Raw genomic sequence first — 23,336 nt, forward strand, 5'->3', positions numbered from 1 at the left:
TGAATTCAGGAGGATAAGAAATGAGTGTGAAAATCAGTTTAATCGGCGCAGGTTCCGGAATTTTTTCTATAAATTTGATTAAGGATTTGTGCCTTAATAAAAATCTATCAGACAGTTGGATCTGCCTGATGGATATAAATGAGGGCAGGCTGGATGACATTTACCGGATGTGTGTACGGTATGCAGCGGAAGCAGGCACTGCACTTAAGATTACCAGAACAACGAATCGTTTAGAGTGCCTTAAGGATGCGGACTTTGTGGTTAATACAGCACTGGCAGGAGGTTACGAAAGGCTGAAAGAGGGGTGGAAGCTTGCTAAGAAATGGGGCTACCGGTTTGGAGGAAGTTTTCACATCGTACATGATGAGTCCTTCTGGGTAAACTTTTATCAGTTGAGGCTGATGGAAGATATTTATCAGGATATGCAGAAGGTGTGTCCGGATTCATGGTACATTATGGTTTCCAATCCGGTGATGGGAGGAGTGACCTATCTGACCCGGAAATACAAAGGAATAAAACTGGCAGGTATGTGCCATGGCTACGGGGGTGTATACCGGCTTTGCGAACTGCTGGGGCTGGAACGGGAAAATGTTACCTTTCAAGTTCCGGGCATTAACCATTTTGTGTGGCTGAACAGCTTCTGCTATAAAGGCCGGGATGCCTATCCGCTTCTGGATCAGTGGATTGAAGAAAAATCAGAGGATTATTTTAAAACTTGCAGATACAGTGATGATTTTGGGCCGAAAGCGATTGATCTGTATAAGAAATATGGAATCATGCCTATTGGGGATACCTGTACTCCGGGCGGAGGCAGTTGGGGATACTGGTATCATACCGACGGGGAAGTACAGGAGGCCTGGAAAGAAGATCCCGATCTTTTTTATGATGAATATTTTAAGACTTCCCAAAAGCATGTGGATGACATACACAGGGCAGCCTGCGACGAGTCCATTCGTATGATGGAATTTTTTTCCAAAGTACCTTCGGATGAGCCAATGATACCCTTAATGGAAGCATTGGCGTGCGATGTTGAGCGGGTGGTCATTGTGAATATACCAAATGACTTTACCTATGTGGAGGGAGTGCCGGAAGATTTTGAAGTGGAAATACCGGCATTGGTATCCGGGAGAGGGATTCAGGGTATCCACACGCTGCCACTTCCCAAAATGGTACAAAGTCATATGAAAAGAGACCGCATTGCGTCCGTAGAGATGGAGCTGGAGGCTTATGATAAAGGGAGCAGGGAGCTGCTGGTAGAATTGATTATGATGGATCCTTTCACAAAGTCCAGAAATCAGGCGGAAGGATTTTTAAATGAATTATTGGAGCTTCCATTTTTAGAGGAAATGAAACAGTATTATAAATGAAAAAAAGCAGACAAGCCGGAGTTTTAAAATAATCGAAATCCAAAGCTTGCCTGCTTTTTACCTGCTTTTTTCAGGCAGTACAGATATCAATACCCTTCAGTCGCACCGTCTCCAAAAATTCCGGATCCGCTGTCCTTCCAGTGATAATGCAGTCAGCCTGGTCTAAGGATGCATAGCTTAAAAAGGAACGCTTTCCAAGCTTCCCGGCATCGGTCATGACAATTGTCTGTTCGGAGCGGGAGATTGCCAGTTCTGCCATAAGTGCCGTATCGGAGTCGGTAGCCATCAGGCCCTCTTCCAGAGAAATGCCGTCAGCGCCGATAAAGCATTTGGTGAAATTAAAATGACTGATAAATTTATTGCTGGCATAGCCAGCAAAGTCCATGCGTTTCTGGCGGTATTCTCCTCCGATCAGAATCACGCGGCAAACCGGGGATAGAATCTGAAGGTTAGCCAGGGAATTAGTAAAAACCGTCAGATCCTTGATTTCTCCGGCTTCCAGCTTCTGGGCAAGTGCCTGGCACAGATAATACAGGGTGGTGCCGGAATCGAAAAAAAGGATATCAGAATCCTGAATATAGCGGAGTCCGCATACGGCAATGGCCTCTTTTTCCTCCTGATGGCTTTCGATCAGGCGGTCGAAAGAATATTCGCCGGGGGTTTTATTGGCAAGCTGTATTCCGCCATATCTGCGAATCACTTTTTGTTCCTGCTCCAGTTCGCTAAACAGCCTCCTCACGGTAGATTCGGATACATCTAAAAGTTCCATAGCTTCTATGGTGGTCAGGCGCTGCCTGATTTTCAGTATATTTAAAATGGTTTCAGTTCGTTGTGTCTGTTTGCTCATAAGAAACCTCCTTTTCATTTTTGTCTGAAGCAAGTAGAGCGTCAGGCTAGTACGTCAGGCTAGAACCTGTTTCCGTACTGCCTGTTAGCTCTGGAATTTCTTATCTTTAGTTATAGTATAAAAAGAATGATCTGTCAATGAATATCCCGAATAATTGAACGAAAAAACAATAAAATGAAAGAAACAATCAAAAATAGTTGACAAAATGAAAGAAACGTTATATTATGAAGTGGAAGAAAGGGATGTACAAACCACATATAATGTAAAGGAGGATTTTATTATGAGAAATGATTTAGCTATGTCTCTGGGGGATCTGTTGGGGGAGGAATATGTGAATGCGGTTGCTGCTGCAGCAGTTTCGCTGCTGGGGGTAGAGGAAGAAAAGGCGGAGTCTGCCAAGACAGAAAAGGTAGAATTTTTCCCGGAGTCCTATGTGGAAAAGCTGGATTCCATGATTGACAGAATCGGTCAAATTGTGACGGTGCCTTTTACGGGTAAAATGGAAGGAGCACCGACACAGGCTTTTGCCAAGGCGGCAAATCATGATGCAAGTCCTATTTCCGGATTCGGATACTACCGGGTAGGGCAGGATGGAAAGCTGTATGTCATTGCCAAGAGTGAGCATTACCACACGCCGCTGGGACATTTCTTTCCGGGATATAAACTGATCGATAATGCCAGAACACTTGGGATTTCCAACGCAACACACAATAATACCAGAGGCTACATAACGAGATTGTGTGAACAGGAATTAGTGAGAATTGCCAATGGGCTGGGGAAAGACCAGAAGCAGGAGCTGGAGGATATATTAAAAAGTGATAAACCCCATGTACTAAACCGCGTGATCAATCTGGAGACCGGTTCTCTTGCATGTGAAGCGGGAATTAAGATGATGCTCGCCAGATTTTATAAACTGGACAAAACATTCCCTGCACCAAAATACAGCGGACGAATTCCTGTTTTCTTTGTGATGGGCGACTATGAAGGCGGACGTATGGCAAACTACCATGGCACAACCGTTATTGCCCAGACTTTCCGGGATATGTGGCCGGAATTTTATAAAAAGAATGAAGAAAATGATATCTATAAAGTGGTTCCGGTTGCGATTAATGACCTGGAGGATTTCCGGAAAAAATATGAAATGTATAATCAGGGCAAATATAAAGCAGCTGGCTTTACCCATGAAATTATTCTGATGAATTATGGGGGCATCCGGTTGGAGGAAGATTATCTGAGAGCAGTATATAAAATCTGCCATGAAGGTGATACGCCTATCATGTGCGACGAGATTCAATCCTGTATGTGGTATGATGGTATGTTCTTATTCCGGCAATATGGTCTGAATCCGGATTTCTCAGTGGTAGGAAAAGGCTTTCCGGGCGGGCAGTACCCGGCTTCCAGAATTATTACCACCGCCGAAATGGACAACCTAAACCAGTTCGGTGCACTGGTTACCAACGGACAGGAAGAACTGGCATCGTTGTCTTACCTGATTACAATGGCATTTGTGGAACAAAACGGCAGTGCTGTTTCCGAAACAGGCAGGTATTATGAAGCACGTGTGAAAACGTTGAAAGATAAGTTTCCGGAAGTAATTGACTATGTGGAAGGGGAACAGATGTTAAGTGCCATCACCTTTAAAAATGTGGACGATACGGTTACTTTTGTGAAGAAGATGACGGGACGATATTTTGATATCAGTGCTCAGGTATACAAGGCATTCTGCCCGCCGGCTGCGTTATTGAAGCTGCCATTAATCGCGACACACAAACTGATTGACTGCCTGATTTGGCATATGGAAGCTGCACTGCATGAAATGGAAGAAGGAAAGTAGGGGGAATCTGATATGGGAAAAACAATACGTTTTGGAATTATAGGATGCGGGCTTATGGGAAAAGAATTTGCCAGTGCAGCCGCAAGATGGTGCCATCTGACGGTACAGGCAGCAAGGCCGGAGATCGTGGCAGTCTGTGATGTCAATGAAGCATCTCAGAAATGGTTTACTGATAACTTTGATACCATTCAGTTTACAACAACGGATTACAAAGAACTTTTGAAACGGGAAGATGTAGAAGCGGTATACTGTGCACTTCCCCATCTGCTGCATGAACAGGTATACTGTGATATCATTCGTGCCAAGAAGCACCTGCTGGGGGAAAAACCCTTTGGAATTGATCAAAAAGCCAATCAGAAAATTCTGGAGGCCATTGCACAAAATCCGGAAGTAGTGGTGCGGTGTGCCAGCGAATATCCCTATTTTCCGGCCTGCCAGGAATTAATACGCTGGGTTAAAAATGATAAACTGGGACGGATCATTGAAGTGAAGGCAGGATTTAACCATGCCAGCGACCTGGATATTCATAAGCCCATTAACTGGAAGCGTACCGTTCGCATGAATGGGGAATATGGATGCCTCGGGGATTTGGGCATTCATGCGGAACATGTACCTTTCCGGCTGGGGTGGATTCCGAAAAATGTTTATGCGGTACTAAGTGATATCGTAACTGAACGTCCGGATGGAAAAGGCGGCATGGCAGCATGTGATACATATGACAACGGAACGATGATCTGCCAGTGTGCCGATAAAGATGATAATGAGTTTGCCTTGTATATCGAGACGAAGAGGCTGGAGCCCGGGGCTACCAGTAACTGGTATCTGGAGGTGACGGGAATGGATGCATCCGTCCGATTTTATTCGGATGACCCAAACGCTTTTCACTATCTGTTTTCCGAAGGAAAGAATCAGGCGTGGAGCAGGGTCAATATCGGAACAAAACCACTGATTCCTACCATTACCGGAGATATATTTGAATTTGGATTTACCGATGCCATTTTACAGATGTGGGCGGCATTTATATTGGAAGTAGAGGGAAAAGAGACAGCATTCGGCTGCTTTACACCAGAGGAAACCAGAATCTCCCATGCCCTGCATACGGCGGCATTAAAGTCTTATCAGGAAAAACGGGCAGTGGAACTGGATCTTACTCCTTTGCCTGCAGATTCCCATAATCTATAATGGATAGCACGGTTGGGAATCGGGCATGAAATGCAAAAGATTCATGATAGCAGATCATGATAGCAGATCATAATAGAAGATCATAATAGAAGATCATAATAGAAGATCATGCTAGAAGATCATGCTAGAAGATCATAGTAAGAGATCATAAAGTAAGATCATAAAGAGAGATCAAAAAAAGGGTGCGGCGAATAGCCGGAAAGGGGTAAGTAAATGAAAGTAGGTACCGTTACAGAAATTAAGAAACATGAATACCGCGTAGGCCTTACACCAAATTCAGCAAAAGCATTTATTGATCACGGACATGCGGTTTATATACAGAAAGGCGCCGGGGAAGGATCTGGCTACCAGGATGATATGTATGAACAGGCAGGATGTATTCTACAGGATACGGCAAAGGAGGTATTTGACACCTGTGACATGATTGTAAAGGTAAAAGAGCCGCTGGAACCGGAATACCGGCTGATCAGAGAGAACCAGATTATCTATACGTATCTTCACCTGGCAGCAGATAAAGCGCTGACGGATGCCATGCTGGAGAGCAAATGTATCGGAATTGCATTTGAGACGATAAAAGGCAGAAATGGCGGATTGCCCTGTTTAAAACCCATGAGCCAGATAGCAGGAAGATTAAGCGTTCAGGAGGGGGCGAAATATCTGGAAAAACCCTTTGGCGGAAGAGGTGTCCTGTTAGCGGGAGTTCCGGGTGTGGAACGGGCAAAAGTGGTAGTCCTGGGAGCGGGAATTGTAGGAACCAGCGCAATTAAAATTGCTGCGGGAATGGGGGCAGAAGTTACGGTTCTGGATATTAATCTGGACCGGCTGGAATACCTGGAGGACATTTATCAGGGCAGAATTAATACGGTTTTTTCCACACCCCAGCATATACAGGAATGCCTGGCAGATGCGGATCTTGTGATCGGGGCGGTATTAATCCCGGGTGCGGCGGCACCAAAGCTGATTAAAAGAGAGTATTTAAAGAATATGAAAAAAGGTGCGGTGATTGTGGATGTGGCAATTGACCAGGGCGGATGCAGTGAAGTGAGCCACGTGACTTATCACGATGATCCGGTATATGTGACAGAAGGTGTGGTCTGCTATTGTGTTGGGAATATGCCGGGAGCGGTATCGAATACTTCTACCAATGCATTAAATAATGCCATATTAAACTACGGACTCCATATTGCAGATAAGGGTGCAGAGACGGCACTGAAAGAAGATGCGGGTCTTTTGGAAGGCTTGAATATATACAAAGGAAAGCTAACATACCGGGCAGTAGCGGAGGTTTACGGACTGGAATTTACAGATGCCAGAGCCTGCATTTAGTTTCATGCCCCAATTCAATAAAGATAAGAAGGTGTATATATGGCGATTGTGACACTAAAAGAAATATTAAAAGATGCAAAGAACCGGAGATATGGCGTTGGAATGTTTAATACCATTAATCTTGAAATGGCAAGGGCAATTATAGGGATAGCAGAAGAAGAGCGTTCCCCGGTGATCATCGGTTTTGCCGAAGCACATCTTCCTTACGCAAATCTCGAAGACATCGCGCCGATTATGGTGAAATTTGCAAGAGAAGCAGTGGTGCCGGTTGCGATTCATTTTGACCACGGAATGACCTTTGAATATATCATGAAGGCCATCCATTATGGCTTTACCTCCGTAATGTTTGATGGCTCCACACTAACCTATGAAGAGAATATCCGTCAGACAAAAGAAATTGTGAAAGTAGCCCACGCGCTGAACGTATCAGTGGAAGCAGAGCTGGGGCATGTGGGCGGTGCGGAAGGCGGCGGTGATGACGGGCATGAGGAAATGTATACCAAAGTAGAGCAGGCAGCCGATTTTACCGCCAGGACGGGAATTGATGCTCTGGCTGTGGCAATCGGTACAGCTCATGGAGAATATAAGATAAAACCGGTTCTGGATATAAACCGGCTGCGGGAAATCCGAAATGCCGTGGACGTTCCATTAGTATTGCATGGAGGATCCGGGCTGACGGATCAGGATTTCCGAAGCTGTGTGGCAAATGGAATCAGTAAAGTTAATATTTTTACCGATATGTCGAAAGCTGCAGTCAACACTATTAATGAAAATCTCTGCGGAGCACGTAAGATAAATCTTGGAAACAGCCAGGAACTGATAGAAGGAATCGTGAAAGCGGTAATGCAGCAGTTAAAGGGCTGCACCTGTACTTCCATCAGTTATCCGGAATTAATTAATTATACCATAGACGGCATAAAGGCTGAAGTAGGAAGCAAAATGCGTCTGTTTGGAAGCTCACAGAAAGCATAAAAGAAATCGTGACGCATATCTTACAGAAACCAATTATCAAAAACATGCTAAGAGAGGAAGTGGAACTATGGTAAAACATATTTTATTCTGGGCGTTAAAACCAGAGAAAAAACAGGATGCAGAAGAAATAGTAACAGAGCTGAACCGGAAATTCCAAAATATGCAGCCGCAAATAAAGGGACTTCTGAAAGCGGAAGTGGGAGCTAATTATAATGGCGGTGAATTTGACTTTGCACTCTATACGGAGTTTGTGGACAGGGTGTCGGAAATAGCGTATCAGGGACATCCGGAGCATGTGAAGATAAAAGAGTATATAAAAGCAATTACGGTCGGGAAAGTTTGTGTGGATTATGAATGCTGATTAAGGGACGCTTTGTATCAGGAGATAGTGTTTGTAAAGAAAAGGGGCGGACCATGACAGGCGTTTAGAAGGCTTACTGCAGAACTGGCATGAGCCATAAGCCATTTAGCCATTTATAAACTGTTCGCTGTAGTACAAGGATAGGCCAGAATTTGGCTTATCCTTTTTTCGTGCCTATCATTAGCTGAAAAACAATTTCTGATCATTTTTGGAATGGAAAATGGAAAATGATCGCATTTCTTTCTAAATATATAAATATTTATATTATAATAGTAAAAACCATTGACAATTAATTTGTATTATGCTTTAATGTGGTTATAATCGCTAATGAAAGTCATGTTTAAAAAAATATATTATACAATTTTACAAAAAACAACGGCATAATTTTGTATATGAATGCCGAAGTACATCTTTGCCGATCGCAACAATTATGGGAGCCTGGGTTGACGGTGCAGGTAAGTTAAAGGGAATCCATTTTCCATTATCTATGCACTTCCGTCCATTATTTTATACGTGTTGACGCAGAGATATATGTCCAAGGGATTCAGCATGCAGGGCGGAACAAAAGGTTAAAGAAAGAAGGTGTATTTGTGAATACAATGGAAAAGTATCTGAAACTGAAAGAGAAAAAAGGGAAAAATTACTGGGAAGAACGTATTCTTGCCCAGCTGGGATACCTGATACAGTTACGAAATGGGGAAATCCCGGAAGATGCAGCAAAAGTAATTGACCATCTCTATCAGCAGGAGAAGGAAGAAGGGGCAATCACAAAACAGGAAGCAGCCGCTGCGGAAAATAAACTGCTTCATTATAAAGAATCTGCCAAGAAATTAAGTGTGATCTGTGCAGGACACGCCCATATTGACATGAATTGGATGTGGGGATATCAGGAAACTGTGTCTGTTACAATAGATACCTTTCAGACCATGCTGAATCTGATGCGGGAATATGAAGATTTTACATTTTCACAGTCTCAGGCATCTACTTATGAGGCAATTGAAAAATATTGTCCCGACATGCTGCCGGAGATCAGAGAACAGATTAAAAGAGGAAAATGGGAAGTTACGGCATCTACCTGGGTGGAACCGGACAAAAATATGACAGGTACGGAGAGTATGGCGAGGCATATTCTGTATACCAAAAACTATTTGTCAGGTTTGTTGGAGCTGCCAAAAGAGGCGATGGAACTGGATTTTGAGCCAGATACCTTCGGTCACAGCGCATGTGTGCCGGAAATTTTAAATCAGGGAGGAATTAAGTATTACTACCATTGCAGAGGCTTTGATAAATATATGCTGTACAACTGGGAAGCGCCTTCAGGGGAAAGAGTACTGGTATACCGGGAGCCAACCTGGTATCTGGGACCCATTGAATATGACATGATGCTTAATGTTCCTGAATTTTCCAGGGAGAATCATACCAGTACCATGTTAAAAGTATATGGTGTGGGAGACCATGGCGGCGGACCGACAAGAAGAGATATTGAACGGATTATGGATATGAGCAGCTGGCCGTTGATGCCGGATATTCGTTTTGGAACCATGCATGAGTTCTTTCATGCCGTAGAAAAGGACAGAGACCGGTTCCCAGTAGTTACCGGAGAATTAAATTATGTTCTGACGGGATGCTATACTACCCAGGCCAGAATCAAGATGGCAAACCGTATCGGAGAAGATAAGTTATATGATGCGGAAACGCTCTGTACCATGGGCGCACAGTTAACCGGCAACCAAAGATTGACGGACCGTTTGGATCGGGCATGGAAAAATGTGCTGTTTAACCAGTTCCACGACATCCTGCCAGGGTCAGGGGTTATAGAAACCAGAGAACATGCTATGGGACTTTTCCAGGAGACGCTGACCATCTCCATGGCAAATGCAAACCGGGCTATGCGGGCAATCAGTGAGCGCATTGATACCAGTATATTTGGAGGAAACGATACAAAAGACTCCATGTCAGAAGGAGCAGGTGTGGGCTATGGTACCGGGCAGACGGAGGATTGTTACGGAAATGAAGGTGACGGACGTTTTGGTTTTTCCAGTACCCACAGAGGAAGCGGAGACACCAGGGTTTATACGCTGTTCAATACTACCCAGTACTTGAGAAAAGAGCTTGTGGAAATTACTGTCTGGGATCCGGAATTCCCAGTGGATGAGATTACGGTTGTGGATGAGATGGGAAGGGAAGTTCCCTGGGAAATAAAAGGAGAAGGGCTTCATTACTGGCAGCACCATTATCTCAAACTGCTGTTTATGGCTGAGGTAGGACCATTTGGTTATGCATCTTACTGTGTGAAGCATACGCCGGCCCAGTCAGAAAAGCTTCCGGTAAGGCAGGATCCAAGAGTCCACGATATGGAGGATGGGGCATATATTCTGGAAAACGACAGGGTTCGGGCAGTATTCGATACCAGAACAATGAAATTGGTGTCCTTTGCAGGCTTAAACGGCGGTAAGGAATTGATTGACGATGAGAATCCCTCAGCTTATTTCCGCTATGTGGAAGAAAGTGATACGGAGGAGATGACAGCCTGGATCGTTGGACGGTACTCCAGAATAACAGATGTCAATGAGCAGGCATTTGTCAGAGTGATTGACAAGAAACTAACGGGTCTGAACCGATATCTGACTTATGAATTGGAATATGGAAAATTCAAATTAAAAGTAAAGATTAGCCTGAATGGCGATGACACGATGCTTCGTTATAAGATCAAACTGGATTGGCTGGAGACGGGAGCGAAGAATAAGAAAATTCCGCAGCTTCAGTTCTATACGCCTTTTGGCTATGATGCGGAGGATTACCTCTATGATATTCCGGCGGGTTCTGTTGTTCGAAAAGGCCTGGGGCATGATGTTCCTGCTGTATACTATGGAGCGCCGCTGCCGAAAATCGGAGATACGGCAATGATGCTGACGTCTGATTGTAAATACGGCTACCGGGGAGGGAACCAGGCACTCTTAATTGATTTGGTAAGGGGTTCTTTTGATCCTGACCCATATCCGGATCTGGGAGAGCATTACATCAACATTGGAATCGGTTTTGAAAAAGATTACAGCAGAGAGAAGCTTTTAAGGGAAGCAATTCTATTTTCACATCCTGTTTATGCGCTGTCCTGTACGGTTCATGAGGGAAAAGCAAAACAGAGGGAATGTTTCCTGAAGGTTACGGGAAATGCAAAAGTTTCTTCTGTGAAGGCGGCGGAAGACGGAAGCAACGCGGTAGTCATCCGATTGTACAGTTGCAGTGAAGCAGAAGAACCGGTAAGCCTAAAATTTTTAGAAAAACCCATAACGGCTGGATTTATCTCTTTGACCGAAAACGAATGTGCAGACACAGCAGTGGAAATGGATGGATGCGAAGTAAGGGTAACCCTGCCGAAATATGCATTCCGGTCCATTAAAGTCAGTTTTTAAAACTACGAATTAAGGAATAGCGCAAGCCAGTATGCTTTGTTCAGAGGAATGTATATGATCTGTACCAGAGGAAATATCGGTCTGGATAAACTACTGTTGGGGACGCCCGGGGAGATTAAAGAAATAAGTTTTAGAATTTTGGAAACGGCAAAGAGGTTGGGCAGAAAGCATATTCTGGCAGCCAGCGATTATATGTTTTACGATACTCCTGTTGAAAATGTCAGGGCCATGGCAGAAGCAGCAGCCGAGTTTAACGGCTGCTCTTTGGATGATTGGAAGTAAAGAAATTCCCGGCAAAAAATTCATTTAACAGGCAGCAGGCACTGCCAATAATGGGAGTTTTCATGGCAAAGCTGGATTTTCTGATGGAAATGTACTTATGGCTTGCGGCAAGTATCTTGGCATTTACTTCCTGCTGGATGTATTCTATATAAGAATCCGGCAGGTAGTAACCTTCATGCCCAAGGATGATGATCTGAGGATCCATCATATTGCAAGTATTGATAATTGCATAGGAAAGTTTTTCAGCCATATCCTGGAAAATAGCATGGCATGACTCCTGTTTTGCCACTGTTACAAAATCGGAGCAGGTAAGAGCAGGGTTATTGCTTGCAAGGCGTAATTTCTCCAGTATGACCGGCATATTGATATAAGCCTCCAGGCAGCCTCTTCTTCCGCAGGAACACAGAGCGCCGTCATAGTAGATGCCCATGTGTCCGATTTCTCCCACAAAGCCGCTTTTGTTCTGAAACAGCTTCCCATCCGATATGATGCCCGATCCGATGCCATTGGAGATTCCAAGGTAGACAAAGTTCTTCGTATCCATACACATACCGAACAGCTTTTCCGCAAGTGCGGAAGCATTCATATCATTATTGACAAATACAGGCATCTGGAAGCAGTCCTCCAGAATAGCTTTAATGGAATAGTCAGAGATATGAAAGAAATTTGTAGGCTTTAAAATGACTCCTTTTTCAGCATCCAGAGGTCCAATGGAGGAGACACCGATTCCAAGGATGGTATCAGTAGTCACGGAAGCTGCATCCTGAATAAGCTTTATGATTTTCTGTGTGAGAGAATTAGCTGTCTCTTCACACAGAGAGGTAAACTGGTGATATAAAATCTTGCCGGTAATCTCAGTAAGAATACAGTGAACCGCATCCCTGGAAAGGTAAATGCCAATTACCTTAGGGGCATCCGGTGCGATATCCAGCTGAACCGGATTTCTTCCAATATTGGTATTTTCTTCAATTTGTGATTCACAGACATAGCGTTCCTCAATCAGTTCATTCACAATGTTTGTCACGGTCATCTTAGATAAATGAATTTTAGAGGCAATAGCCGCCCTGGAATAGTCTCTTCCGGAAGCGATCAGCTGCAGTATAATGCCGCGGTTTGTATTTTTGACATCTGTGTGGTTAACTCCTTTACGCAAGATATTACCCTCCTTTAGTATAAGGTATTTATCAAAAAATAGTAAAATATATTTACAAAATAGATACCAACAAATCTTTGTACCAGTAAACAGGTATATAAATAAAAACTATTTATTAATTTAATTATAGCAAACAGCGCTATTGCCAGTCAACCTATATTTTGTAAAAATTACAGAGTATGTAAGAAAATGGTTACTGTTCACACCCAAACACACCACTGGGCTGATGGACTTGTAGCCATACCGTAAAACAGCCAATGAGCCTGCCCTTCGTTAGCGCCGGCTTTAAATGGGCAGGCAGCAGAAAAAAATTAAAACAGGGCTTTGGCAGGAAAGGAAAGAGATATGAATAGAAAAGTTTATCAGGAAGTGAAGGAAGAGGCATTAAAATATTTTAAGGAGGCCAATATTGTTCTGACCCCGGTTGAGGAGGAGCAGATTGAAGTGGCAGATTTCGGATTAAATGATATCTATAGAATTGGTTTGGAAAGCGTTGTGTATGTAAATACGGACCGCTGCTGTGCAAAGGAGATGGTGTTGTTACCTCATCAAACCTGTCCCGAGCATCTTCATCCATCGGTAGGAGAGAATTATGAAGGCAAAGAAGAAACCTTCCGATGCAGGAAAGGAGAGGTCTACCTATATGTGGAAGGGGATGCCACGGAGGATATAAAAGCAAAAATATTACCGGATCAGCCAGGATTTACCGTGTTTCATGAAATCTGCTTAAAAGAGGGGGAACAATATACCCTGTATCCCAATACCAGGCACTGGTTCCAGGCAGGGGAAAAAGGAGCAGTCATCAGTGAATTCAGTACGCATTGCTATGATGAGTATGATATTTTTACAGATGGCAGGATTAAAAGGATGCCGGAGATTGAGGAATAAAAGGACCTTATAAAGTGTTGTTCGGCATTTGACAAATAGACTCACAGGTGATATTATATTTATACAAAAAGGAATAACCGCCCCATGTCAGGTAGTTATCCTCATGATAAGGACTTGTCCTTAATGGACGATGCCTACCTTGTTGGTGAGAACAGGGTAGGCTTTTTTATTTCTTCTTGTCGATATAGGCAAGGAGAGAAATTAGAAAACTTCCAAATATAAACAATAATGTTAATACCTGATATGTATTCATAACATCACCCCCCTTCTTCTGAAGTTGGAGGGTAACCACCCTGTAACGATTATTCCAGATATTTAGTATACCATATTCTATTTATGATGTCTAATTATTTATACAGTCTTATAATTTGCAATTATATATATATAAGGTGTATATATAAATATTTATACCTACAATAAACCACATAAATCTTAATTCCGTTTTTCAAAAACAATCCCAGGAAACAAATAAAACCAACAAAAAACAAAAAGAAAACTTGCAAAACCACATCACTTTGTAGTATAATACTTATATAATTTTTAGAAACTTATAGTAGAGGTATTTTACAGACAATTACCCGGTACAACGGTTAAAAGGTGAAAGCATGAAGAGGTCAAAAAGAATTGAAACATTAGACAAACGCCCGGTCAATATGGATGGATTTATCAATGAATGGCCGGAGATGGGTTTTGTTGCTATGAAAAGCCCATATGACCCGAAACCTTCTATTAAAGTAGAAGATGGTGTCATTACGGAACTGGATGGAAAGAAAAAAGCGGAGTTTGATTTCCTGGACCAGTTTATTGCAGAATATGCGATTAATGTGGAAAGAGCAGAGCGTTCTATGGCAGTGCCGTCTTTAGATATTGCCCGCATGATCGTGGATATTCATGTATCCAGAAAAGAAATATTGGAACTTGTTTCCGGGATTACACCGGCTAAAATGGTGGAAGTTATCAATTATCTGAATGTGGTAGAAATGATGATGGGTATGCAGAAAATGCGTGCCAGAAGGACACCGGGAAATCAGGCGCATATTACAAACCTGAAGGATGATCCGGTACAGATAGCAGCAGATGCGGCGGAAGGTGCACTCCGGGGATTTGCTGAAGAAGAGACTACGGTTGGAATAGCGCGGTATGCTCCGTTTAACGCAATCGCACTTCTGATCGGTTCCCAGGCAGGAAGAAAAGGTGTATTAACCCAGTGTGCGGTTGAAGAAGCTACAGAGTTAGAACTTGGTATCCGCGGACTTACTACATATGCAGAGACCTTGTCCGTATATGGTACGGAAAAAGTCTTTGTAGACGGAGATGATACTCCTTATTCCAAAGCATTTTTGAATTCTGCTTATGCATCCAGGGGACTGAAAGTCCGTTTTACTTCGGGGGCAGGTTCCGAAGTATTAATGGGAAGCACCGAGAAAAAGTCGATGCTTTATCTGGAGTGCAGATGTCTCTATGTCACAAAAGGTGCAGGATCACAGGGAATTCAGAATGGATCCGTTAGCTGTATCGGTATAGCAGCCAGCGTGCCGGCAGGAATCCGCGAGGTTATGGGTGAGAATCTGGTAGCCGCACTTTTAGGACTGGAATGTGCTTCTTCCAATGATCAGAGTTTTTCCAACTCAGATATGCGAAGAACAGCAAGAACCATGCTTCAGTTTATGCCGGGTACGGATTTCATTTTCTCCGGTTATGCGGCAGAACCGAATTATGATAATTTATTTGCAGGTTCTAACTTTGATGCAGAAGACTTTGATGATTACAATGTTATTCAGCGTGATATGCAGGTGGACGGAGGTCTTCGTCCTGTTACGGAAGAAGAAGTTATCCGTGTCAGAATGAAAGCAGGAAAAGCTGTTCAGGCAGTATTTAAATATCTGGGACTCACTGAGGTCACAGATGAGCAGGTAGAAGCAGTGGCATATGCACATGGAAGCAAGGATACTTTATCCCGTGATGTGGCAGCCGATCTTATGTCTGTAGAAGATATGATGAAACGGGGAATTACAGGTGTTGATATTGTAAAAGCCCTTGCAGACAGCGGATTTGAAGATCTGGCACAGAGTATACTCAATATGTTAAAACAGCGGGTAATTGGAGATTATATGCAGACATCGGCGATTCTGGACGAGAACTTTAATGTACTGTCCGGTGTAAATACACCGAATGATTATATGGGACCTGGTACCGGATACCGTGTGGATGGAAAACGCTGGGAAGAAATTAAAGCGATTCCACATATTATCGATCCGGATAAGTTTTAGGAGGTGGCAGAATGGAATTAAATGAAGAGTTAATACAAAGCATTGCAAAGGCGGTTATCGCTCAGCTTGGCAATCATCCGTCTGCCGCATCTGCAGCAAAAGACCACACAGTTGTAAAAACTGATTATTCAGGCTTTCCCCTGGCGAAAAAAGGAACAAATCCCAAGGAAGTAGTAATCGGTGTGGGACCTGCTTTTCAGAGAGAAATCGGTGCAACAATTGTTGGCTTGGATCTGAATGAGGTATTGAAGAACCTGAAAGCCGGAATTGAAGAAGAAGGAATGGTTCCAAGGGTAGTAAAAGTACTGAAAACATCAGATGTTTGTTTTATGGGACTGGAGGCAGCAAAGATCAGCGGTTCCGGCATCGGAATCGGACTGCAGTCGAAAGGAACGGCTGTAATTCACCAGAAGGATCTGTATCCTTTGTCAAATCTGGAATTATTTCCACAGGCACCGCTTATGACACTGGAAACTTACCGGAAAATAGGCAGAAATGCAGCACGGTATGTAAAAGGAGAAAAAGTGACTCCCATTGAGAGCATTAATGATCCAATGGTTCGTGCGAAGTTCCAGGTGAAAGCAGCGCTTATGCATATTCGCGAGACAGAACAGGTGGACAAGGAAATACCAATTATTGAATGGGAGGAAGCATAGGATGAGATACCCATTAGGACAACATGAAGCGGAGAGTATTACTTCAAAAACCGGAAAAAAGCTGTCAGATATTACTTTGGATCAAGTGAGAAAAGGGAATATCAGAGCAGATGACATTAAAATCTCTAAGGAAATGTTAAAAAAGCAGGGACAGGTTTCCAAGGAAGCCGGCAATGACCCTATGGCGTTAAATTTTGAACGTGCCGGAGAACTGGTTGATGTTCCGGATGAAGTAATTCTGGAAATGTATAATAAATTACGCCCGAACCGTTCCACGAAGCGGGAACTGGTAGAGATGGCGAAGGAACTATTGGAGAAATATGGAGCGGTACACTGTGCAAAACTGGTTATGGAAGCTGCAGAGGTGTACGAGAAACGAGGGATTCTTCTGTGAAAATAGTTGCAGGTGTTGATATTGGCAATTCCACAACTGAAGTATGTATCGGCTCTTTTTCGGAAGAGGGCAAACTGCGCTTTTTATCCAGTGCTTCCCGCATGACTACGGGAACCAAAGGCACCGTGGCAAATGTTCACGGGATAAAAGCAGCTCTTTTAGAGGCAATGGGCCGTATTGACCGGAAGGTAAATGAGATAGAACTGATCCGGATCAATGAGGCTGCACCTGTCATCGGGGATACGGCAATGGAAACCATAACGGAAACCATTATAACAGAATCCTCTATGATCGGGCACAATCCATCCACACCTGCCGGAGCGGGGCAGGCAGTCGGATATTTACTGCCTTTGGAACAGATTGCAACGGCAAAAAGCAATGTCTCATATATACTGACAGCATCCAGCCGTTTCGGCTATGATGAAGTTGCAGGAATTATTAATAAATACAGCGGGCGCATTGGAATCAAAGGTTTGATACTCCAGGCGGACGAGGCGGTTCTTGTTGAAAACAGAATTTCTATTGAAATTCCTATTATTGATGAAGTGCGTCAGATAGAGCGTGTACCGGAAGGAAAGCTTGCCGCGATAGAAGTTGCGCTGCCCGGTCAGGGAATCAGTATGCTGTCTAATCCTTATGGAATCGCAACACTGCTTGAACTTGGACCCGAAGAAACCAGAATGGTGACGCCCATTGCAAAAAGCCTGATTGGAAAGCGGAGTGCCGTAGTGATCAAAACACCTCACGGCAACGTAAAAGAAAATATTCTGCCTGCAGGTGATATTTATATAGAAGGAACAAATTCTCTAACTGTAAATATTGATGCGGGTGCAGATGCAATTATGGATACACTTTCAGGAGCCGGAGAAATCCGTGATATCAGCGGACAACAGGAAACTAATGTGGGAAATATGCTTTCCGGCATTAAAAAAGGCATGGAAAAAGTGACAGATGAGACCGGTCAGGATATTCGCATCACAGATATACTTGCTGTTGACACCCTGGCTCCAGTACAGATTTCCGGCTCTCTCGCAGGAGAGATGTGCATGGAAAAAGCAGTGGGAATTGCGGCTATGGTTAAAACAAGGCAGCTGCCCATGGAAAAGATTGCAGATGAGTTAAAAAAGGAACTGGGGATTTATACAAAGGTGGCGGGAGTGGAGGCTGTGATGGCTACGCTTGGTGCCTGTACTACCCCGGGAACACAGCTCCCTCTGGCAATTCTCGATCTTGGCGGCGGTTCTACAGATGCAGCTATGATAGATGAAAAGGGGATGGTCAGAACGACCCATCAGGCTGGAGCGGGAGAACTGGTATCTATGCTGATTCAGACCGAGCTTGGACTGTCCGCAAGAACAACAGCTGAACAGATTAAAAGATATCCTCTTGCAAGAGTGGAAAGTCTGTTTCATATGAGGCTGGAAAATGGTGCAATGCAGTTTTTTGATGAATCCATTGATCCGAGGTATTTTGGAAATGTGGTACTGCTCCATCCGGAAGAGCTCATAAAGATAGAGGAAGATATACCAATGGAAAAAATTGCGTCTGTAAGGCGGGAGGCCAAAAAAAAGGTTTTTGTCCGCAATGCAGTCAGAGCGCTGACCCAGGTGGCACCTGATCATAATCTTAGAAATATTCCAAATGTGGTATTGGTAGGCGGATCTGCAGAAGACTTTGAGATTCCCCAGATGCTTATGGAGGAACTTTCCAATTATAAGATTGTCTGCGGACGGGGAAATATCAGACGTTGTGAGGGACCCAGAAATGCGGTTGCAACAGGGCTGGTGCTTTCCTATCTTGGAGGAAGCAAATGATTGCAAAAAAGCCTTCCATTCTAATTTGTGGAAATCAGCCGGACAGAGATCTGCTTCGGGAAATCTGTGCAGGTATTGAAGAAGAAGGCGTTTTATACGAAGTATTGGAACTGGAATCTGCGGATTTGGATGAACTGGCATACGAAGCGGCATCAGAGTCTATTTTAGGAGCAGGTATCGGGATCATCGGTTCACGTGCAGCCATGCAGATGCGGGGTCTGCATAAAGGGCAGAACGTATTTGAAGTCAACCGCCCGAGCTTTGCCCAGTGCAGGTCGCTGGGAGCAAATAGCGCCAGAGCAATTAAAAGAGTAGCTTTTAAAAAGGTATATGATGTATAATAAGACTGCAGCTTTAAAATCAGCTTGAAAATTTGATTGAAATATCTGGAGGGATCACGTATGCTGGCAATTGAGAGAAAGAATGAGATATTATCAATTTTACAAAAAGAACAAAGAGTATTAGTGGCGGAACTCAGTCAAAAATACAATGTTACAGAAGAAACAATCAGAAGAGATCTGGAAAAATTAGAAAAAGAAGGATTTGTGAAGAAAACATATGGCGGAGCTGTGCTTAATAAGCATATCACTATGGACATGCCCCTGAAAATAAGGGAAAAGACCAACCGCAAAGAAAAGCAGGTTATTGCGAAAAAAGTAGCCGGGCTTATTGAAGAAGGGGACTGTATCATGCTGGACAGCTCTTCCACCTCCCTGATGATAGCGCAGGAGCTTAAACGGATGAAAAAGCTCACGGTTATCACCAACTCTGTGGAAGTGCTCATTGAATTGTCCGGAAATGACGGAATCCAGGTAATATCCACCGGTGGAAATCTTAGAGACTCATCCCTTTCCCTGGTTGGTAAGGCAACGCAGGAGGTATTGTCCCATTATTATGTGGATAAAGCCGTTATTTCCTGTAAAGGTGTGGATATTGAAAAAGGAGTCACAGACTCTCATGAAATGGAAGCAGAAGTAAAAATCGCCATGCGCAAAAGTGCAAAGTCAACGATTTTGGCGGCTGACAGCAGTAAGATGGGGGAAGTCTTCTTTGTAAAAGTATTAAATCTGGAAAGCGGAGATATACTTGTTACTGACAAAATTCCGGAAGAATGGCGCAAGCCTCTGGCAGAGCGCGGTGTAAAAGTTTTATCAAATGAGGATGAATAAACTAGAAATTATATAATATGGTTTCTATGATTATAAAAAACAAATTCTAAAATTTAAATGAGAGGTGCTAGACATGGGAGAAGTAATTTATAATCTGGCGTTTGACTTTGGAGCGTCCAGCGGAAGAATGATTTTAAGCAAATATCAGGATGGGAAAATAGAATTAGAGGAATTACACCGTTTCGCTAATGATCCGGTTCGTGTAGGAAAGAATTTTTATTGGGATACCTTCCGTTTATATCATGAATTGAAAACAGGATTGAAGAAAGCAGCAGCTAAGAAAATTCCGATCCAGAGCCTTGCAATTGATACCTGGGGTGTTGATTACGGTTTAATCGATAAAGATGGAAATCTCATCGGCAATCCAGTAAACTACCGTGATGACAGAACGATTGGCGTGATCGAAGAAGTAGGCAAAATTGTTCCCCTAAAGGATATTTATGCCACAACCGGAATCCAGTTCATGAATTTTAATACGCTGTTCCAGATCTATGCAGATAAACAAATGCGCCCGGACATATATGATAAAGCAGTTCGCCTCTTATTTATGCCGGAACTTTTTGGATATTTCCTCACAGGCAAAATGTACAATGAGTATACAATGGCAAGTACCGGACAGCTTCTGGATGCCAAAACCAGAGACTGGGATTATGAGTTGATTGAAAAAGTGGGTCTTAAAAAAGAGCTGTTTGGAGAATTGACAAAACCGGGAACAGTTATCGGAGATTTATGTCCGGAAGTAATCGAAGAGACAGGTCTATCAGGGGTAAAAGTAATTGCAGTTGGAAGTCATGATACGGCATCTGCAGTAGCAGGAACTCCATTTGAAGAGAAAAATGCGGCATTCTTAAGCTGCGGAACATGGTCACTCTTTGGCATGGAAATTGATGAACCTATTTTAACGGAAGAATCTTTTGAATATAATTATACAAATGAAGGCGGCGTTGAAGGCAAAATCCGTTACCTGAAGAACATCAACGGTTTATGGATTATGCAGAATCTGCGTAAAAACTGGTGTGAATTCGAGGGAGACGTTTCTTTCCCGGATATCATCAAAGCTTCCAGAGAAGCTAAGAGACAGGATTTCATGATTGATCCTAATGACCCAAAATTTACGGCTCCATATAACATGATGAAAGAAGTTATCGCATATTGTAAAGAACACGGACAGGGAACACCGGAAGGGCTCGGAGAAATTGCTATGGCAATTTACAATGGACTTACTAATGAATATGGTGCAACGATCAGAGGACTGGAAGTATTGACAGGAGAGACGATTCCATGTATTAATATGGTAGGCGGCGGTATCCAGGATCAGCTTTTATGTGAACTGACAGCGAAAGCAACCGGTAAGAAAGTAGTGGCAGGTCCGATCGAAGGTTCCGTTCTCGGAAATGTGGTAATGCAGCTGAAAGCTATGGGAGCTATTCATTCCTTAGAAGAAGGACGTAAGATTGTGAAGGCATCCTTTGCACAGCAGGTACATATTCCGGCATAAGATAACAGTTAGGCTTACTGATCCGGTGGTTGATAAAGTCTGATTCCTTTTCAGGTGTTAAGGACTGCCGGAGACATGTTGATATAACTTTAAATTGCCAGATTCATAAGAATCGGGCATAATAGATGCGAGGTTTGAAAGTATGGGCATTTCGACAAAAAATGGCGATGGTGGTATGACCAACCTGATAAAAACAAAAAATGTGCCAAAATCAGATGAGCGTGTTCACTTGTTAGGAAGCATAGATGAGCTTACCAGCCATTTGGGACTGGTAAAGGCGAAAGTATGCATGTCTCAGGTGAAAGAAATGCTTGCGTCTGTTCAGGATACGCTTATTACCGTAATGGCAGGTATCGCAGACCCGCACAATATGAAATACAAACTAAAAGAAGCTGAAGTCACAAGACTGGAAACAGAGATGGCACGCATGGAAAGTGAGTTCACCATGCCTCAGGGCTGGGTGCTGCCTGGCGGGAATGCCGTGTCTGCGGAGGTGGACATAGCAAGAACGGTAACCAGGAGATGCGAACGCTATCTGTCCGGTGTTACCATTAAATACGGCTCGGACAAAGTAGCAAAACAATACCTGAACCGTTTGTCAGACTACTTGTTTATATTAGCCCGTTATACAGATGCGGTCATGACAGAGCCTGTCAGTCCGCAGATACAACTTATGGCTCCTTCTATAGCCGCTCAGGAACAGCCTGTGAGGTCTGCTCCAGCGGATGCAGGTGTAAAATCCATAAAAATGGAAGAACCAAAAGCTGATCCGGTTATGGAAAATACAGTTATGGTTAATAAGGAAAAACTGATGGATATGACGAGTGAAGCAATTATACAGGAAGTATTAAAAAGAATGAACAAGCCGGAGAAAATATCTCTGGATGCAGCAAAAAAGCTGATTGAGAAAGTAGAAGAGTACTCCAAATCCCAGGGAATGCAGGCTGTAATAGCAGTCTGCGGTCCGGATGGCAATCCCATTGCGGTACATGTAATGGATGGAGCTTTCCTGGTAAGCTTTGATGTGGCTATTAAAAAAGCCTATACGGCTGCAGCAGTTAAGATGTCCACATTGGAACTGGGGGAATTAATCAAGCCAGGAGCGACGTTCCAGGGGCTGGATCATATCGAAGGAGACAAAATGGTATTCTTCGGCGGAGGTGTTCCGCTAAAATCAGGTGGACGCATGATAGGTGCTCTTGGAGTAAGCGGCGGTACCGGAGATGAAGATGACAGGCTTGCCCAGTATGGACTGGGTGTTTTAGAGGAAGTACTTTCTTAGTACTAGAGCGTGTTTGAAAATTGCTTTCTGACATGCGTCACAGTTTGTGGTAGATTTGTCCCGGATGAAGGGCGCGTAGCGGGCTACGCAACCTGAATTCGGGGCAAATATGCCGCAAAGTGGGGCGTGCAGATGGCAGGAATGAATTTTAAAACACGCTCAAGAGCCTACATCTGATTAAATGAATTTACACACAAGATTACGTTTTAGATGAAAAGGCAGCTATGGCATAGCGGGGAATCGCTTGTTGTAGCTGCTTTTAATTTAGTACTTCCCACCCCCCTGAATAAATGTTATAATCCCGTTTTCGACACTTGCAAGAAGACGAAAAGCCGATACACCTTATAAATACTGAGGTTATCGGCTTATACTGATTATGAAATTGTTGTATGTAAACGTTACTTTAAAATTTTTTTAATTGTTCCATTCAGTTCCTTTGGTTTATAATGCAGCCTGTCCAAGTTTAGCGATGTTAGTTGGGTTAGGGCATCTAGTGCCTTGCTACCATTATAGAGAGCCATATATTCGACGTCGTGAATATTCGTCACATTCATATTTTTCAAGGTATTAATTAAGTTTTCTGTCGTCACATGTGTATGCTGGTCATCAAGTTTGGCTTCCAGTAAAC

Annotated in this window: 22 protein-coding genes and 1 pseudogene; 18 read left to right on the plus strand and 5 right to left on the minus strand. The window is 43.4% G+C overall.

Features of this window, described 5'->3' with window-relative positions; translation table 11 throughout:
* The first annotated feature begins 20 nt into the window (after window positions 1-20).
* Window positions 21-1,367, plus strand: a complete 1,347-nt coding sequence (locus tag RHS_RS14990; protein WP_047833616.1) for a hypothetical protein — start codon at window positions 21-23, stop codon at window positions 1,365-1,367.
* Window positions 1,368-1,437: 70 nt separating this feature from the next.
* Here the strand turns inward: RHS_RS14990 and RHS_RS14995 are convergent, their stop codons facing one another.
* Window positions 1,438-2,214: a DeoR/GlpR family DNA-binding transcription regulator gene (locus RHS_RS14995; RefSeq protein ID WP_047833617.1), complete on the minus strand. Its 777-nt coding sequence runs from the start codon at window positions 2,212-2,214 to the stop codon at window positions 1,438-1,440.
* Between the two features lie 280 nt (window positions 2,215-2,494).
* On the opposite strand from RHS_RS14995, the gene RHS_RS15000 reads away from it, so the two are divergent.
* From RHS_RS15000 to RHS_RS15030, 7 genes are all read left to right on the plus strand, one after another.
* The gene (locus RHS_RS15000; RefSeq protein ID WP_047833618.1) at window positions 2,495-4,048 is read left to right on the plus strand and encodes an aminotransferase class III-fold pyridoxal phosphate-dependent enzyme; all 1,554 of its coding nucleotides are present in this window, start codon (window positions 2,495-2,497) and stop codon (window positions 4,046-4,048) included.
* 12 nt (window positions 4,049-4,060) lie between these two features.
* Window positions 4,061-5,230, plus strand: coding sequence for a Gfo/Idh/MocA family protein (locus RHS_RS15005; protein WP_044292936.1), 1,170 nt, complete (start codon window positions 4,061-4,063; stop codon window positions 5,228-5,230).
* A gap of 213 nt (window positions 5,231-5,443) precedes the next feature.
* Window positions 5,444-6,556 (plus strand): alanine dehydrogenase, encoded by a 1,113-nt coding sequence (ald, locus tag RHS_RS15010; protein WP_047833619.1) that lies wholly within the window; start codon window positions 5,444-5,446, stop codon window positions 6,554-6,556.
* Between the two features lie 39 nt (window positions 6,557-6,595).
* Window positions 6,596-7,528, plus strand: a complete 933-nt coding sequence (locus tag RHS_RS15015) for a class II fructose-bisphosphate aldolase (RefSeq protein WP_027293749.1) — start codon at window positions 6,596-6,598, stop codon at window positions 7,526-7,528.
* A 67-nt stretch (window positions 7,529-7,595) separates the two neighbouring features.
* The gene (locus RHS_RS15020; RefSeq protein ID WP_047833620.1) at window positions 7,596-7,889 is read left to right on the plus strand and encodes a Dabb family protein; all 294 of its coding nucleotides are present in this window, start codon (window positions 7,596-7,598) and stop codon (window positions 7,887-7,889) included.
* 599 nt (window positions 7,890-8,488) lie between these two features.
* Window positions 8,489-11,302: a glycoside hydrolase family 38 C-terminal domain-containing protein gene (locus RHS_RS15025; protein ID WP_395022501.1), complete on the plus strand. Its 2,814-nt coding sequence runs from the start codon at window positions 8,489-8,491 to the stop codon at window positions 11,300-11,302.
* A 54-nt stretch (window positions 11,303-11,356) separates the two neighbouring features.
* Window positions 11,357-11,584: a uroporphyrinogen decarboxylase family protein gene (locus tag RHS_RS15030; RefSeq protein ID WP_047833622.1), complete on the plus strand. Its 228-nt coding sequence runs from the start codon at window positions 11,357-11,359 to the stop codon at window positions 11,582-11,584.
* On the opposite strand, the gene RHS_RS15035 is transcribed toward RHS_RS15030, so the two are convergent.
* Complete coding sequence (locus RHS_RS15035) at window positions 11,553-12,737, minus strand: ROK family protein (protein ID WP_395022495.1); 1,185 nt, start codon at window positions 12,735-12,737, stop codon at window positions 11,553-11,555. The two genes, RHS_RS15030 and RHS_RS15035, sit on opposite strands and share 32 nt — an antisense overlap.
* Before the next feature lie 345 nt (window positions 12,738-13,082).
* On the opposite strand from RHS_RS15035, the gene RHS_RS15040 reads away from it, so the two are divergent.
* The gene (locus RHS_RS15040; protein WP_047833623.1) at window positions 13,083-13,625 is read left to right on the plus strand and encodes a D-lyxose/D-mannose family sugar isomerase; all 543 of its coding nucleotides are present in this window, start codon (window positions 13,083-13,085) and stop codon (window positions 13,623-13,625) included.
* 166 nt (window positions 13,626-13,791) lie between these two features.
* On the opposite strand, the gene RHS_RS31090 is transcribed toward RHS_RS15040, so the two are convergent.
* Window positions 13,792-13,878, minus strand: a complete 87-nt coding sequence (locus RHS_RS31090) for a putative holin-like toxin (protein ID WP_242858446.1) — start codon at window positions 13,876-13,878, stop codon at window positions 13,792-13,794.
* A gap of 352 nt (window positions 13,879-14,230) precedes the next feature.
* Here RHS_RS31090 and RHS_RS15045 point away from each other — a divergent pair, with 352 nt between their 5' ends.
* The 8 genes from RHS_RS15045 to RHS_RS15080 all read left to right on the plus strand — a co-directional run bounded on the left by RHS_RS15045 (window position 14,231) and on the right by RHS_RS15080 (window position 22,708).
* Window positions 14,231-15,895: a propanediol/glycerol family dehydratase large subunit gene (locus RHS_RS15045; RefSeq protein WP_027293754.1), complete on the plus strand. Its 1,665-nt coding sequence runs from the start codon at window positions 14,231-14,233 to the stop codon at window positions 15,893-15,895.
* 11 nt (window positions 15,896-15,906) lie between these two features.
* Entirely contained in the window at window positions 15,907-16,551 is a 645-nt protein-coding gene (locus tag RHS_RS15050) for a propanediol/glycerol family dehydratase medium subunit (RefSeq protein ID WP_027293755.1), read from the plus strand.
* A 1-nt stretch (window position 16,552) separates the two neighbouring features.
* Window positions 16,553-16,945 (plus strand): diol dehydratase small subunit, encoded by a 393-nt coding sequence (locus tag RHS_RS15055; RefSeq protein WP_047833624.1) that lies wholly within the window; start codon window positions 16,553-16,555, stop codon window positions 16,943-16,945.
* Window positions 16,942-18,759: a diol dehydratase reactivase subunit alpha gene (locus RHS_RS15060; RefSeq protein ID WP_027293757.1), complete on the plus strand. Its 1,818-nt coding sequence runs from the start codon at window positions 16,942-16,944 to the stop codon at window positions 18,757-18,759. Before RHS_RS15055 ends, RHS_RS15060 begins: the two co-directional genes overlap by 4 nt.
* Complete coding sequence (locus RHS_RS15065; protein WP_027293758.1) at window positions 18,756-19,100, plus strand: glycerol dehydratase reactivase beta/small subunit family protein; 345 nt, start codon at window positions 18,756-18,758, stop codon at window positions 19,098-19,100. The genes RHS_RS15060 and RHS_RS15065 overlap by 4 nt, the downstream gene beginning before the upstream one ends.
* Before the next feature lie 60 nt (window positions 19,101-19,160).
* Window positions 19,161-19,928, plus strand: a complete 768-nt coding sequence (locus RHS_RS15070; RefSeq protein ID WP_027293759.1) for a DeoR/GlpR family DNA-binding transcription regulator — start codon at window positions 19,161-19,163, stop codon at window positions 19,926-19,928.
* 73 nt (window positions 19,929-20,001) lie between these two features.
* Window positions 20,002-21,426 (plus strand): rhamnulokinase family protein, encoded by a 1,425-nt coding sequence (locus RHS_RS15075; RefSeq protein ID WP_047833625.1) that lies wholly within the window; start codon window positions 20,002-20,004, stop codon window positions 21,424-21,426.
* Window positions 21,427-21,568: 142 nt separating this feature from the next.
* Window positions 21,569-22,708 carry a cob(I)yrinic acid a,c-diamide adenosyltransferase gene (locus tag RHS_RS15080; RefSeq protein WP_047833626.1) on the plus strand — a complete coding sequence of 380 codons (1,140 nt, stop codon included), beginning with the start codon at window positions 21,569-21,571 and terminating at the stop codon, window positions 22,706-22,708.
* Here the strand turns inward: RHS_RS15080 and RHS_RS31095 are convergent.
* Entirely contained in the window at window positions 22,688-22,840 is a 153-nt protein-coding gene (locus RHS_RS31095) for a DUF6783 domain-containing protein (protein WP_395022503.1), read from the minus strand. The two genes, RHS_RS15080 and RHS_RS31095, sit on opposite strands and share 21 nt — an antisense overlap.
* Between RHS_RS31095 and RHS_RS31100 the strand changes: the two genes are divergently transcribed.
* Entirely contained in the window at window positions 22,805-22,885 is an 81-nt protein-coding gene (locus RHS_RS31100) for a DUF6783 domain-containing protein (protein ID WP_395022505.1), read from the plus strand. The genes RHS_RS31095 and RHS_RS31100 overlap by 36 nt on opposite strands.
* Window positions 22,886-23,106: 221 nt before the next feature.
* Here RHS_RS31100 and RHS_RS15085 read toward each other — a convergent pair.
* Window positions 23,107-23,336 (minus strand): annotated as a pseudogene (locus RHS_RS15085) (transposase); the annotation flags it as partial.

It is taken from the genome of Robinsoniella sp. RHS, assembly GCF_001029355.1.
GTDB lineage: Bacteria > Bacillota > Clostridia > Lachnospirales > Lachnospiraceae > Robinsoniella > Robinsoniella peoriensis.